This window comes from Streptomyces sp. PTY087I2 (genome assembly GCF_001687325.1).
Classification (GTDB): domain Bacteria; phylum Actinomycetota; class Actinomycetes; order Streptomycetales; family Streptomycetaceae; genus Streptomyces.
This window is the reverse complement of record NZ_LZRD01000018.1, coordinates 19,966-34,131: the sequence shown is the minus strand read 5'-3', so window position 1 is coordinate 34,131 and position 14,166 is coordinate 19,966. Positions and strand designations below refer to the sequence as shown.

Here is a 14,166-nt window from a genome sequence, read left to right as displayed (position 1 = left end):
CGGGGCGTTGCGGTCGTTGCGGTACGGGCACGGGGGGAGACACCTCCGGGGTGCAAGGGAGACACCTCTGCGGTGCAAGGGGACCATCGCACGGTAGGCCCATACGACCACCGCCCCCGCCCGCGACCCGGCGGCGCGCACCGGTGTCCCCCATTCGCGGTAACGTGGCGGCCGAAAACCGAGCCGCCTCCTGGGGTACGCAACCCCCGGCGCCCCCGAGGACCCCCCGAGGACCACATGTCTGCCGCGCAGTACCCCGCCGTCTCCGTGATCATGCCGGTGCTCAACGAGGAACGCCATCTCAGGAACTCGGTCCGGCACATCCTGGAGCAGGAGTACCCCGGTGAGATGGAGGTCGTGATCGCGCTCGGCCCCTCCGCCGACCGGACGGACGAGATCGCCGCCGAGCTGGTCGCCGAGGACCCCCGCGTCCACACCGTGCCCAACCCCACCGGCCGCACCCCCGCCGCCCTCAACGCGGCGATCAAGGCCTCCCGCCACCCGATCGTCGTCCGGGTCGACGGCCACGGCATGCTCTCCCCGAACTACATCGCGACCGCCGTCCGCCTCCTGGAGGAGACCGGCGCGCAGAACGTCGGCGGCATCATGCACGCCGAGGGCGAGAACGCCTGGGAGGACGCCGTCGCCGCCGCGATGACCTCGAAGATCGGCGTCGGCAACGCGGCCTTCCACACCGGCGGCCAGGCGGGCCCGGCCGAGACCGTCTACCTGGGCGTCTTCCGCCGCGAGGCCCTGGAGCGGGCCGAGGGCTACAACGTCGAGTTCATCCGCGCCCAGGACTGGGAGCTGAACTTCCGCATCCGCGAGGCCGGCGGGCTGATCTGGTTCTCGCCCGAGCTGAAGGTCCAGTACCGCCCGCGCCCCACCGTGAAGGCGCTCGCCAAGCAGTACAAGGACTACGGCCGCTGGCGCCACGTCGTCGCCCGCTACCACGCCGGCTCGATCAACCTGCGCTACCTGGCCCCGCCGACCGCCGTCGTCGCCATCGCGGCGGGCCTGGTGCTCGGCGCGGCCGTCACCCCGTGGGCGCTGCTCGTCCCCGGCGGTTACGTCGCCGCGATCGTCGCCGGCTCGCTGCCCGCGGGCAAGGGCCTCTCGCTCAAGGCCCGCGTCCAGATCCCGGTGGCCCTGGCGACCATGCACATGAGCTGGGGCTTCGGCTTCCTCACCAGCCCCCGGTCCCTGGCCAAGCGGGTCATCGCGAGCCGCCGCCCGGCGATGACGGGCAGCAGCGAGACCGTCTGAGCCGACGACGTACGAAGGGCCCCGACGCTCGGGGCCCTTCGTACGTCTCGAACATGCCGCTACGGCGTCACCAGGTGTAGTTCGGGTTGACCTTCATGCAGGCCTCTTCCTCGCCGTTGAGGGCGCCCGCCGACTCCGGGGTCTTCTCCGTGCCCTTGGACACCGGATAGGCCCCGTCCTCGCGCCAGTCCGCGCCCACCGCGAGCGAGATCCCCGACACGTCCGTGGACCGCTTCACCTGCGACAGCGGAACCCCGAGCGCCTTGGCGACCGCCTGCGCGTCGCCCTCCAGGTCCGCGCTCGGATACAGGATCCCGGTCCGCGCCGCCCCGGTCACATCGGCCGAGTTGACGGTGGTCCGCCCGAAGCCCGCGTTCTTCAGCTGGTCCGCCACCTGACCGGCACGCCCCGACGCCGGTCCGAGCGCGTCGGTGGCGGTTCCGTTCCGTACCGACACGGCGATCTCGCCGACCGGCGCGGACGGGTCCTTGGGCTCCGCCGGCTTCTTCCGCTTGGAGGCCTTGCCGTCCAGCGGTACGTCGTCCCGCACCATCCGGAACAGCTGCTCGGCGTCGCCCGCCTTCGGGTACACGCGGCCGCTGTTGACGCCGGTGCCGTACACGTTCGGCATGGTCGACATCGTGATGCGCTTCGTCGGGACCTTCTTGAACTCCTCGGCCAGGTCGTAGAGCTTCTTGACCGTGTCCAGGCCCTTGTCGACCGTCAGCGCCTTCGTGGCCGCCTCGGCGAGGTTCATCAGCTTCGCAGGGTCGGTGAGCTTGGTGCCCTTGCGCAGCTGACGCACCATCGCGTTCATGTACTGGTGCTGGGCCTTGGCCCGCCCCAGGTCGGTGTTGTCCTCGAAGCCGTACCGGGTGCGCAGCCACTGGAGGGCCTGCTCGCCCTGGACGTACGTGGTGCCCTTCTCCAGCTTCAGCCCGGAGCCCTTGCCGTCGGCGCTGCGCGAGTGGATGTTGGCGTCGACACAGACCGGGACGCCGCCGATGGCGTCGGCCATCGACACCACACCCGCGAAGTCGATCATCATGAAGTGGTCGATCCGGATGCCGGTCAGTTCGTACCAGGTGGCGACCGTGCACCCCGGGCCGCCGCGCCCCAGGCTCTCGTTGGTCTGTACGTCGCGGGTGCTGGCCGGGTAGACCGTGCCGTCCGGGGCCGTGCACTTGGGCATCTTCAGCATGGTGTCGCGCGGCATGCTGACGACGGACAGATTGCTGCGGTCCGCGGAGAGGTGGAGCAGCATCTGCACATCGGCGAGCGGGGGTGCGCCGAAGGTCTCCTTCGCACCGCCCAGCTTCTGGTTGGCCTCGGAGTCCCGGGCGTCGGAACCGATGAGCAGGATGTTGAGCGGGGTCTGCCCGGCGGCGTTGGCCTTGTGATCGGCCATCTGCTTGTCGCCGAGGGTCAGATCCTCTTTCTTGATGTTGCTGTTGAGGTACTCGTAGTAGAGGTAACCGGCGCCGCCGGTGCCGAGTATGAGCACCGCGAGCACGGAGGCGCTCCAGCGCAGGACGCGCCGCTTGCCGCTCTTGGGCGCGCGGCGGCTGCTGCGCCCCCGGGTGCCGCCCGCGGGACCGCGCCGGTGGCCCTCGGCCCGACGGCCGCGCTCACCGCTCGCGGCCGCGTCGCCGCTTCCGGGCCCGCCGCCGCTCTTCGCGTCTCGGCTGTCTCCCCGAGCCTCGTCCCCGCCGCGACGATCGGCGCGGCGGACGCGTGATCGCGTCTCCTCCCCGGGCATGCTGCTCCGTCCCACCGGACCCCCCATGCTGTTCAGATTTCCGCTGTGGCGCGGTGACCCGATGTCACTTGGCGCATACCGCCTTGTCGGCGCTCGCTTGCTCGACGCCTTCCGGAGCCTTCGCCGGACCGGTGATGAGCTGGCCCGCGCCCTTGAAGTCCGCCCCCAGTGTCAGCACCATCGCCTCAAGCCCTTCGGCGTCGGCGGTGCCCTTCTTCATGGCCGTCGCGGGAAGCCCCATCATCTCGGCGAGAGCCCGGGCCTGATCGGCCTGGTTGGGGGCGTACTCCAGCGTCGTCTTCTTGATCTTCTCGGGTGCGTTGGCCTTGTTGGTGGACTTCAGCACCCCCTGCTCGTTCTGGAGCCAGGTGACGGTCGCGCCCGCCGCGCCGGAGATCTCGCCGCCGTTGAGGACGTCCACGCGTACGTCGGCGGGATCGGCCTTCGGGCCCTTGAGCAGGGCCGCCTGCTTGCTCTTGGCGGCCTTCTCCTGCTGCTTCACCTCGGTCAGCGAGGTGTCGGAGCGCATCATCGCGAAGAGCTGTTCACCCTTGGTCGGGTCCACGACCACGGTGACGGGCTTCGGCTCGGCCGGGTTGTCGATGACCGGCATCGTGAGGAAGGTGATGTTCTTCGTGTCGACCTTGGAGATCTCCTGGGCGAGCGTCATCAGCTTCTTCGCGTCGGCGATGGCCGAGTCGACGGTCAGGGCGTTGGTGGCGGCGTCGGCCAGCTTGTACAGCTTCTTCGGGTTGGTCAGGGTGTCGCTCGACTTCATCTCGCGGATCATCGAGCCGAGGAACTGCTGCTGCACCTTGATCCGGTCGAGGTCGCTCCGGTTGCCGAAGCTGTCGCGCGTACGCAGCAGGGCCAGCGCCTTCTCGCCCTGCACCGTCGACTTGCCCTGCGGCAGCACCAGATGCGACTTCGGGTCGTCGACCGGCTTGGCCATGCAGACCTCGACGCCGCCGACCGCGGTGGTCAGCTCCTTGACCGCGTTGAAGTCGACCATCATGAAGTGGTCCGGCTTGAGGCCGGTGATGTTCTCGACCGTCTTCATGGTGCAGCCGGGGTCGCGGCCGTGCTGGCCGAGGCTGGTGTTGAAGCGTTCGTTCGGGGTGCCGGGGATGGTGGTGGAGGTGCCGTCCGACTGCTTCGTCTCGCACTCGGGGATGTCGGTCACCAGGTCGCGCGGGATGCTCATCGCCGTCGCGTTGGTCCGGTCCTCGGAGACGTGGAAGAGGATGTTGGTGTCGGCGTGGCCCTCGCTGCCCTTGTCGCCGTAGCCCTCGTTGCCCTTGCCGGTGCGCTTGTCGGTGCCGATGATCAGGATGTTCATCGGGCCGTCGCTGACGACGTTCTTGCTGCCCGCGTCGCCCACGTCGATGGAGTCGATGTTCCCGTTGAGCTTCTGGTACAGGGCGTACGCGCCGATCGAGGTGCCCACCACGACGAACGCCATCACGCCGCCCGTCCACAATAGGGCCTTCTTCTTGCGTGACTTCTGGGGCTTGCGCTTCCGGCGTCCGGAGGCGGGGGGCTCGGCGGCGCCACGGCCCCCCTGGGAGCCGCGGTGGCTGCGCTGGCCCGGCACCTCGCGGCGCGACGTGTCCGTGGCGCCCCCGCGCGAACCGGCCGCGCGGCGACCCGAACTTTCGCGGGAACCGGTCCGGGACTCCCCGCGGCGACCGGTTTCCTCGGCCGTCGCCGTAAGCGCGGAACTGCTCGCCGTATGCGCGGAGCCGGTCGACTCCCCAGCGGAGTGGTCCAGTCGCAATTCGTAATTACCGGTGTGCGGGTTCAGTACCCACTGGTCGGCGGGGTCGATATCGTCCGCCCGTCCACGACTGTGCGCGTCCACGGTTGCCTGCGTCCTCCGTCGGTGCCACGCGAGGCGCCCTCCCCCGGCAAGGCGCTCGTTCCTTCGCTCCAGCAGTGCACGACCTGACGGCCGGAAGCACCGGATCGCGTCACACTATCCGGCCGATTCCAGGTCGAGCGACGTGCGTGACACATTCCACCCCCCTTACAACCGGGCATACTTCCCATTACGCGCCGATTATGTTCTGTGTCTTGGCAATTGCTTTACTGCTTGCACAGGTCGTCCGCCGCGCTCGAACCCGAATAGGTGGGTGTGGGCGTCGGGCTTTCGGATCCGGCGTCGTCCGGCTTTCCGTCCCGTCCACTTTCCCGGTCCCGTTCCGCCTCTTCGAGTTCATCGGCCGGGACCACGGCGACGGGCTTGTCCTCGCGGAGCTGCTTGAACAGGTCCCCTGCGTCCGGTTCGACGAGTTCGTCCCGGTTGGGGTCGTTACGGTACGGCTGCCGGGGCACGGTCAGGAACTGCACCTGCTCGGTCGGTACGTCGCGCATCCCGCGCACCAGGTCGTACAGGTCGCGCAGCGAGTCAAGCCCCGGGTCGGTGGTCAGCGACTTGGTCGCCGCGTCCAGCACCGGGTAGAGCCGCGTCGGGTTGAGCAGGACGCCGTTGCTCTGCATCTTGTTGACGAGAGCCCCGAGGAACTGCTGCTGGCGCTCCATACGTTCGGTGTCGCTGCCGTTGCCGAGGGACTTGCGCGCCCGTACGTAACCGAGGGCCTGCTCACCGTTCAGCTTCTGCCGGCCCGCCGGGAGCTCCAGGTGCGCGTCCTTGTCGTCGATCGGCTCCTTGAGGCAGATCTCGACCCCGTCGACGGCGTCGACCATGTCCTTGAAGCCGTTGAAGTCGACGACCATGTGGTGATCGATACGGATGCCGGTCATCCGCTCCACGGTCCGGATCGTGCAGGCGGTGCCGCCGAGCTCGAACGCCGCGTTGAACTGGGTGAACTGCTCCCGCGTCTTCTTGTCGTCCGCGGTGCGGCAGCCGGGGACCTCCACCATCAGGTCGCGGGGGATCGACACGGCCGTCGCGCTCTTCCGGTCCGCCGCGAGGTGCAGCAGGATCGTGGTGTCGGAACGCTGGCTGCCGCCGTCGTCCCGCCCGTACTTGCGATTGTCCCCGGCCCGGCTGTCGGACCCGATGAGCAGGATGTTCTGGGCGTCCATGACGACCGGGGTCGGCCGCTCCTTCTCGTACGCCTTGAGTTCGGCGGCGGCGCTGGTGTCGGTGGTGATGTTCCCGTCGAGCTTCTTGTACATCCACCAGCCGACCCCGGCGGCGACCAGCACGAGGAACGAGGCGGCGAGCGCGGTCCAGCGCAGCCAGTGGCTCTTGCGGGCGAGGAGGATGCCGTCCTTGGGCTGATCGGCCCAGGTCTGCACACCGGGGGTGCCGGCCGGGGGCTTGGGGGAGGGCTGCGGGGCCCCGTCCTCGGGCTCGGCCGGTTCGCTGTCGGCCTTGCCGGGAGCGGCGCCGCCGGTTCCCTCAGGCTCACCATGCTCACCGGGCTTACCGGGCTTACCGGGCTTTTCGGCCTCGGCCTCGGCAGGGCTGCCCTCGGCGCCGCCGGACTTACCGGCTTTACCGGTCTCCGTGGCCTCGCCGGCCGAACCGGCCCCCTCGGCCGTACCGGACTTACCGGCCCCGTCGGTCTCCGCGGTGACCGGGCCCTCCTCCTGCGGGGTCCCGTCCTCGGGCTCGGAGGCTGCGTCCTCGGCCGGGCGGTCCGGGTCGGACGGCGGGCCAGCGCTGTCGGTCACGTCTGCGTCCATCCTTCACGTTCGGCGGCGCGAGGGGCCGCCGGTCGCAGGAGTAGACGGCTGAAACTCGCGCTTGGTTGTGCACGGCCAGGAGAGTGGTCTGTACCGCCCGATCATCTACCCGCTCCGGTGCCGATCACCGAGGACTCGGCCCGCTGTGGGCCGGACGAGTGGACCTCAGCGCGCTTGTCATACCGCGGTGTTGGTGACCCGCTCGCTCTCGACCCGCTTGGCAAGACCGTCCGCGTCGAGCTGCCCGAGATGGCGGCACAGCACCACGGACCCGCCCGCCGCCAGGGGCGCGAAGAGCCCGGCGCTCAGCCCTTCCCAGGTGTCGTACGTACGCCCGGTGAGCAGCCGGGACCCCGGTACGAGGCCGAGGGTGCCGGCGTCCTCGCGGGCCCGGGCGACGAGCTGCGCACCCGTCAGCTCGACCCCGCCCACGGCCAGCGCGGGGGCGTCGGCGTCCACGGGAGCGAAGGGCGCGAAGCGGTCGCCCTGGCTCGGCACCTCCACCGCGTAGTCCGCGAACCCCTCCGGCGCCTGCGGGAACCGGCCACCCAGCGGACGCAGAGCCAGCGCGACGCGCTCGCCCCGGCAGGCCCGTGCCCGCTCCAGGGTGTCCGGGCCGGTCACGACGAGGTCGGCGGCGGCCGGGTCGCCCTGGACGTCGGCGACGACCCCGACGGAGGAACAGGCGAGCAGCCAGACCGCGGACTGCCAGTGCGCGGGCAGCAGCAGGGCGAGCCGGTCGCCGGGCTCCGCGGCCAGGTCGCCCTGGAGCAGATTGGCGGTCTTGGCCACCCAATTGGCGAAGGTGGCCACCGACAGTTCGACGCGTTCTCCGGTGGCGTCGTCGTAGAAGGTGACCAGGGGGCGGGCCGGGTCCGCGGAGAGGGCGGATCGCAGCAGGTCGGCGGGGGTGCGGTCGCTGGAGTTCATCCGCGCAAGCGTACGCGGGGACGCGGTGCCGGGCGGGCTGAACGGGTGTCACGTACACCGGTTCGGCAGACGGTGCGTCATGAAGGGGTCGATGTCCGGGTAGCCGGAGTCGTCGCCGTATGTTCAGGATCTTTCGTATGCGTGCACTATTGGTCATCTCAGTCGGCGTCACCTGCGCGGCGGCCCTCACTCTGCCGCTCGCCGCCCCCGCCCTGTCCGCCCCGCTCCCGCACTCCGCCTCGGCCGGGCCGCCTTCCCTGTCCCCCGAATCGTCCCCCCGATCACCGGGGGCGGGCCCGCCGTCGGTGCGGGCCGCCGGACTCCCCGAGGCCGAATCCCGTGCGGCCGGCGAGGCCGCGGGCTCGACGCAGTCCCTGCCCCTGGAACCGCTCCCCGCCCCGTCCGACCGGGTCGCGGACGCGGGCGCTGCGGCGGGCCAGGGCCTGGCCCAGCGGGACGCCCGCCCGTTCTCGTTGGTGGGGGTGGTCTGGGAGGACGCGGAGGCCGAACTGCACGGCACGGTCCAGGTCCGTACCCGGGCGACCGGCGGCGAGAGCTGGTCGGGCTGGCAGGACGTCGAGACCCACAACGCCGAACACGCCGCCGACCTCGGCAGTGACGAGCGGTCGTCCGGCCCCGTGCGCGGCGCGACCGCCCCGCTCTGGGTCGGCGACTCGGACGGCGTGGAGGTACGCGTACGGCCGGAGGCGGCCGATCCGCAGGGCCGGTCCAAGGCCGCGCCGCTCCCCGAAGGGCTGCGCCTCGAACTCGTCGACCCCGGCGAGGACCCCGCCCCCGCAGCGGAACCGGCCCCCGAAACGGCCCCCGAGCCCGCCCGGGCCGCCCCCGTCAGCCGGACCGCGCCCACGGCGACGTTCGCCGTCAACCCGCCCCCGCCCACCACGACCCCGGCGGTCGTGCCGGAGGCGCTCACCGCCGAGTCCGCCGCCACCTCGGCCGTCAACGCGGACCTCGCGCCGCTCGGCGCGACCGTCATCCCCGCGCTGACCAAGGCGGAGACGGAGGAGGAGGCGGCGATCGTCGCGGCCGGAGCGAAGCCGTACATCGGACCCCGGCCGAAGATCATCACCCGTAAGGGCTGGGGCGCGGACGAGTCGCTCCGCGAGCGGAACTTCGCGTACACGAAGACCGTCAAGGCGGCCTTCGTGCACCACAGCGCGACCGGGAACAACTACACGTGCAGCCAGGCGCCCTCGGTGCTCCGCAGCATCTACCGCTACCACGTCAAGAGCAGCGGCTGGCGCGACTTCGGCTACAACTTCGCCGTCGACAAGTGCGGAAACATCTACGAGGGCCGGGCCGGAGGCGTCGCGAAGGCGGTCCTCGGAGCGCACACCCTGGGCTTCAACACCAACACCATGGGCGTCGCGGTCCTCGGCACCTACTCCTCCACCAACCCGCCCGCCGCCGCGGTGACCGCCGTCTCCAAGCTCACCGCCTGGAAGCTGGGCCTGTTCGGCGCCAACCCCAAGGGGAAGGTGACCCTCGTCTCCGGCGGGAGCAACAAGTACAAGGCGGGCACACAGGTCAAAATGAACGTCATCTCGGGCCATCGGGACGGCTTCGCAACCGAATGCCCCGGAGCGCGTCTCTACAAGAAGCTCGGCACGGCCCGGACCAGCTCCGCCAAATTGCAGGGCCGCTGACCGGAACGGGGCTCGACCGGTCTGCTTAACTGACCAGTCACCAACCAGGCCAAGCCCCAGCAGGAAGCAGAGACGGTGCTGTGACAGAGGCAAAAGAAGCGATCCTCCTGGTCGGGGGCAAGGGCACCCGGCTGCGTCCGCTCACGGTGCACACCCCGAAGCCGATGGTCCCGGCGGCGGGGGTCCCCTTCCTCACCCACCAGCTGGCGCGGGCCAGGGCGGCCGGGGTGGAGCACATCGTGCTCGCCACGTCCTACCTGGCCGAGGTCTTCGAGCCGTACTTCGGCGACGGCTCCTCGCTCGGTCTGCACATCGAGTACGTCACCGAGGAGGAGCCGCTCGGCACCGGCGGAGCCATCCGCAACGTCGCGCCGAAGCTGTCCTCGGGGCCGGACGAACCGGTCCTGATCTTCAACGGCGACATCCTGACCGGGCTCGACATCCGGGCCCTGGTCACCTCGCACACCGTCTCCGGGGCGGATGTCTCGCTCCATCTGACCCGGGTGGAGGACCCGCGCGCGTTCGGTCTCGTACCGACGGACGGAACGGGCCGCGTCACGGCCTTCCTGGAGAAGCCGCAGACGCCCGAGGAGATCGTCACCGACCAGATCAACGCCGGGGCGTACATCTTCCGGCGCTCGGTCATGGACACGATCCCGTCCGGCCGCCCGGTCTCCGTCGAACGCGAGACCTTCCCCGGACTGCTCGCCTCCGGCGCCCACCTCCAGGGCATGGTCGACTCCACGTACTGGCTGGACCTCGGCACCCCCGGCGCCTTCGTCCGCGGCTCCGCCGACCTCGTCCTCGGCCGCGCCCCGTCCCCGGCCGTCCCCGGCCGCTGCGGCGACCGCCTGATCCTGCCGACCGCCTCCGTGGCCCCGGACGCCAAGCTCACCGGCGGTACGGTGGTCGGCGCAGGCGTGATGATCGGCGCGGGCGCCAGGGTGGACGGCTCCACGATCCTGGAGAACGCGATCGTCGAGCCGAACGCGGTCATCACGGACTCCCTGGTCGGCGCGGGCGCGCGGATCGGCAGCCGTACGGTCCTGGCGGGCGCGGTGATCGGCGACGGGGCCCAGGTGGGCGCGGACAACGAACTGCGCGACGGCATCAGGATCTGGTGCGGCTCGACGCTGCCGGACGCCTCGGTCCGCTTCTCCTCGGACCAGTAGCCCCCGCCTGCCCGTACCCTCGAAGAGCCGCGGGAGGAGCAGCAGCCCTCCCGGATCGACGAACACCCAGGGACACCGAGACTTCGTGGCAGGACGATTCGCCCCCCGCACGACGCGGGCAGCGCTGCCGCACCGGACCGCTGTCCCCCGCCCGGCCGACGGCTCACCACCCCTCACCCGGGAGTGGACCCCACCGGGCCCCCTGGACCTCCGCCTGGTGCTGGGCCCGCTGCGCCGGGGCCCGGCGGACCCCACGTTCCGGATGGTGGGGGACGGCACGTTCTGGCGGGCGACGCGCACACCCGTGGGTCCCGGCACGTTGCGCATCGCGCGGCACGGCGACCGGATCGCGGCCGCGGCGTGGGGCCCCGGCGCGGACTGGCTGCTGGAAGGCCTGCCGGCGCTGCTGGGCGCGGAGGACGACCCGGAGGCGTTCGTCCCGCGCCACCGCCTGCTGGCCGTGACCCGCCACCGCCGCCCGGGCCTGCGCCTGCTGCGTACGGGCCTGGTGCTGGAGTCGCTGATCCCGTCGATCCTGGAGCAGAAGGTCACGACGGACGAGGCGTACGGCGCCTGGCGCCACCTGGTCCGCCGCTTCGGCACCCCCGCCCCCGGCCCCACGGCCGACCTGGGCCTGCACGTCATGCCGGACCCGCGCGGCTGGGCGATGATCCCGTCCTGGGAGTGGCACAAGGCGAACGTGGACGCCAAACGCTCGTCGACGATCCTGCGCGCGGTACGGGTGGCCCGCCGCCTGGAGGAGGCGGCGACGATGCCGCTGCCCGAGGCACAGACCCGCCTCCAGCTGATCCCCGGAATCGGCCCCTGGACGGCGGCGGAAACCCTCCAGCGCTCGAACGGCGCCCCCGACGCGGTCACGGTCGGCGACCTGCACCTCCCCGGCATCGTGGGCCACGCCCTGGCGGACAACCGAGACGCGGACGACGAGGAGATGCTGTCCCTCCTGACCCCGTACGAGGGCCAACGCCACCGAGCAACCCGCCTGATCCTGCTCTCGGGCCGAGTCCCGGCGCGCAGGGCACCGAGGATGCAGCCGGGCAACATCGCGAACCTGTAGAGCCTGCTCTCAGAGCCTTCGGGCCGCGTCCAGCGTTCCGGCCAATCTCAGCCCCTCCGGCACTTCTCCGGAGTCTCCGGCACTTCTCCGGAGTCTCCGGCCGATCTCAGCCCCTCCGGCCACCCCAGCCCCTCCGGCTACTCCCGGCCCCGCCGTTTCCCAGCGTCTCCGGGCAATCTCAGTCCCTCCGGCGATTGAGGAGCGGGGTCCGGGGCAGAGCCCCGAAACTCCAGCCCGTCCGGCGCTTGAGGACAAACCGGGTCCGGGGCGGAGCCCCGGTTTCGGGAAGGGGCGGGTAGGGGGCAAGCCCCGCGCAGCGGCACCCCCGCCCACCAACGCCCGCCCCCCCCCAAACCTCACCGCACGGTGAGAAACTCCTCCGCCCCCCGAACCCCCCGCTCCCGCGGCACCCCCACCCCATGCCCCACAGCCACCGCCCCCAACGGATCCCACGACGACGGCAGCGAAAGCACCTCCCGCACCACATCCCGGCAGAACATCGTCGAGGACACCCACGCCGACCCCAGCCGCTCACCCGCCAACGCCACCAGGAAGTTCTGCACCCCGGCCCCCGCCGCGACCACGAACATCTCGCGCTCCGCGGTGTCCCGCCGCTCGTCCCCGTACGTATGGGAGCCGTCCATCAGCAGGCACGGCACCACCAGATACGGCGCGTTGCGCAGCACATCCCCGCGCCGCACCCGCTTGGCGATCGACTCCTCGCTCTTCCCGTCGCGCCGCAGATCCTCGATCCACGCCTCCCGCATCGCGTCGAGCAACCGGGTCCGCGACTCGGCGGACTCCAGCAGCACGAACCGCCACGGCGTCGTGTGATGAGGCGCGGGTGCGGTGACGGCAGCCGCGACGGCGCGCCGCACCGCCCCCGGATCCACCGGCTCGTCGCTGAACTCGCGCACCGTACGCCGCAGCGTCACCGCTTCCCGCACGGCCTCGGACGTCCCGAGCCGGAACATGTCATCGGCGGCGCTGCGCACGAGCGCCCGAGCACCGGGCTCGTCGCCCAGGCCATCCGGGGCGACAACATGCGACAGCCCCCGGACCACCGCCACCGGCAGCCCCTCCGCCTTGCCCTTGACCAGATCCCCGGCCGAGGCCAGCTCGTCGGCCGTGGCCACGACCGTGGCGCTGAGCGGATTGCCGTACGCGTCCGAGCCGCCGCGCAGATCGTCCAGCACCCGCACCCCCGCCGCCCCGATGGCGACATCGGTGAGCCCGTTGCGCCAGGGCCGCCCGAAGGTGTCCGTGACGAGGACGCCGACCTCCACGCCGAGGATGTCCCGCAGCCCGTCCCGGATGGCCCGGGCGGAGGCGTCGGGGTCCTCGGGCAGCAGGAGCACGGTCCCGGCGGGAGTGTTGGACGCGTCGACCCCGGCGGCGGCCATGACCAGCCCCTGCCGGTTCTCCACGATCCGCAGCGTCCCGCGCCGGGCGACGACCCGTACGGTCTCGGCGTCGATGGCGGCCTCGCGGTCGGCGGCCTCGACGATCCGGCCCTCCGCCTTGGAGACGATCTTCGAGGTGACGAGCAGGACGTCACCGTCGACGAGCCCGGGCTCGGCGGCGGCGATCAGCTTGGCGAGATCGTCCCCGTCGCGTACCTCGGGCATCCCGCCCACGGCCCACACACGAAAAGAAGGCACGGAATCCGGCGAACCGCTCACGCCCGAACCTCCTCAGCCAGCGCCAGCGCCTGCCGCGCCATCTCCGCGGTCGCGTCCACGTCCGTCATCATCAGCGGCACCGCCCGGCAGCGGATCCCCGCCGCCTCCACCTCCTCGACCGCCCCGGCGTCCACCGTGTCCACCAGCCACCCGTCCAGCAGCCCCGACCCGTAGTGCCGGGCCACCGCCGAGGCCGTCGACTCGACGCCCACCGCGGCGAGCACCTTGTCCGCCATCCCGCGCACGGGCGCGTCCCCGACGATGGGGGAGAGGCCGACGACCGGCACCCCCGCCTCGGCGATGGCCTCGCGGATCCCGGGCACGGCGAGGATCGTGCCGACGGACACCACCGGGTTCGACGGCGGGAAGACGATGACATCGGCGGCGCCGATCGCCTCCAGCACCCCCGGCGCCGGCTTGGCCTGCTCCGCCCCGACCGGCACGATCGCCCGCGCCTCGACGGAGGCGCGCAGCTTCACCCAGTACTCCTGGAAGTGGATCGCCTTGCTCTCGCCGTCCATCTCGACGGCGACATGCGTCTCGACCCGGTCGTCGGACATGGGAAGCAGCCGCACACCCGGCTGCCAGCGGGCGCAGAGCGCCTCGGTGACCGCGCTCAGCGGGTAGCCCGCGCCGAGCATCTGCGTACGGACGATGTGGGTCGCGAAGTCGCGGTCGCCGAGCCCGAACCACTCGGGGCCCACGCCGTACGCCGCGAGCTCCTCCTTGACCCGGAAGGTCTCGTCGGTACGCCCCCAGCCCTGCTCCTCGTTGATGCCACCGCCGAGGGTGTACATCACGGTGTCGAGGTCGGGACAGACCTTCAGCCCGAACAGATGGATGTCATCACCCGTGTTGCCGATCACCGTGATGTCCGCGTCGGGCGCGGCCTGCTTGAGGCCGCGAAGGAAGCGGGCACCGCCGATACCACCGGCCAGAACAACAATGCGCATGCACA

At 71.5% G+C, this 14,166-nt stretch carries 10 protein-coding genes; 4 read left to right on the top strand and 6 right to left on the bottom strand.

The genetic code is table 11. From position 1 onward, the window contains the following. Window positions 1-237: 237 nt before the first annotated feature. Entirely contained in the window at window positions 238-1,266 is a 1,029-nt protein-coding gene (locus A3Q37_RS20255) for a glycosyltransferase family 2 protein (protein ID WP_065486668.1), read from the top strand. A gap of 67 nt (window positions 1,267-1,333) precedes the next feature. On the opposite strand, the gene A3Q37_RS20250 is transcribed toward A3Q37_RS20255, so the two are convergent. The 4 genes from A3Q37_RS20250 to A3Q37_RS20235 all read right to left on the bottom strand — a co-directional run bounded on the left by A3Q37_RS20250 (window position 1,334) and on the right by A3Q37_RS20235 (window position 7,609). Next, a complete protein-coding gene (locus tag A3Q37_RS20250; RefSeq protein WP_176711470.1) occupies window positions 1,334-3,052 on the bottom strand; it encodes an LCP family protein in 1,719 nt (572 codons plus the stop codon). A gap of 37 nt (window positions 3,053-3,089) precedes the next feature. Beyond that, a complete protein-coding gene (locus A3Q37_RS20245; RefSeq protein ID WP_065486664.1) occupies window positions 3,090-4,619 on the bottom strand; it encodes an LCP family protein in 1,530 nt (509 codons plus the stop codon). A gap of 491 nt (window positions 4,620-5,110) precedes the next feature. Then, on the bottom strand, window positions 5,111-6,679 hold the full coding sequence (locus tag A3Q37_RS20240) for an LCP family protein (RefSeq protein ID WP_065486660.1): 1,569 nt from the start codon (window positions 6,677-6,679) through the stop codon (window positions 5,111-5,113). A gap of 177 nt (window positions 6,680-6,856) precedes the next feature. Next, window positions 6,857-7,609: a TIGR03089 family protein gene (locus A3Q37_RS20235; RefSeq protein WP_065486657.1), complete on the bottom strand. Its 753-nt coding sequence runs from the start codon at window positions 7,607-7,609 to the stop codon at window positions 6,857-6,859. 137 nt (window positions 7,610-7,746) lie between these two features. On the opposite strand from A3Q37_RS20235, the gene A3Q37_RS20230 reads away from it, so the two are divergent. The 3 genes from A3Q37_RS20230 to A3Q37_RS20220 all read left to right on the top strand — a co-directional run bounded on the left by A3Q37_RS20230 (window position 7,747) and on the right by A3Q37_RS20220 (window position 11,526). Beyond that, entirely contained in the window at window positions 7,747-9,276 is a 1,530-nt protein-coding gene (locus A3Q37_RS20230; protein ID WP_065486655.1) for a peptidoglycan recognition protein, read from the top strand. Between the two features lie 80 nt (window positions 9,277-9,356). Continuing rightward, window positions 9,357-10,448, top strand: coding sequence for an NDP-sugar synthase (locus tag A3Q37_RS20225; RefSeq protein WP_065486653.1), 1,092 nt, complete (start codon window positions 9,357-9,359; stop codon window positions 10,446-10,448). An 85-nt stretch (window positions 10,449-10,533) separates the two neighbouring features. Beyond that, complete coding sequence (locus A3Q37_RS20220; RefSeq protein ID WP_065486651.1) at window positions 10,534-11,526, top strand: DNA-3-methyladenine glycosylase; 993 nt, start codon at window positions 10,534-10,536, stop codon at window positions 11,524-11,526. Between the two features lie 356 nt (window positions 11,527-11,882). Here the strand turns inward: A3Q37_RS20220 and A3Q37_RS20215 are convergent, their stop codons facing one another. Continuing rightward, window positions 11,883-13,208 carry a coenzyme F420-0:L-glutamate ligase gene (locus A3Q37_RS20215; protein ID WP_369691462.1) on the bottom strand — a complete coding sequence of 442 codons (1,326 nt, stop codon included), beginning with the start codon at window positions 13,206-13,208 and terminating at the stop codon, window positions 11,883-11,885. Then, window positions 13,205-14,161 (bottom strand): 2-phospho-L-lactate transferase, encoded by a 957-nt coding sequence (cofD, locus tag A3Q37_RS20210; protein WP_065486649.1) that lies wholly within the window; start codon window positions 14,159-14,161, stop codon window positions 13,205-13,207. Before cofD ends, A3Q37_RS20215 begins: the two co-directional genes overlap by 4 nt. Window positions 14,162-14,166 lie beyond the last annotated feature (5 nt).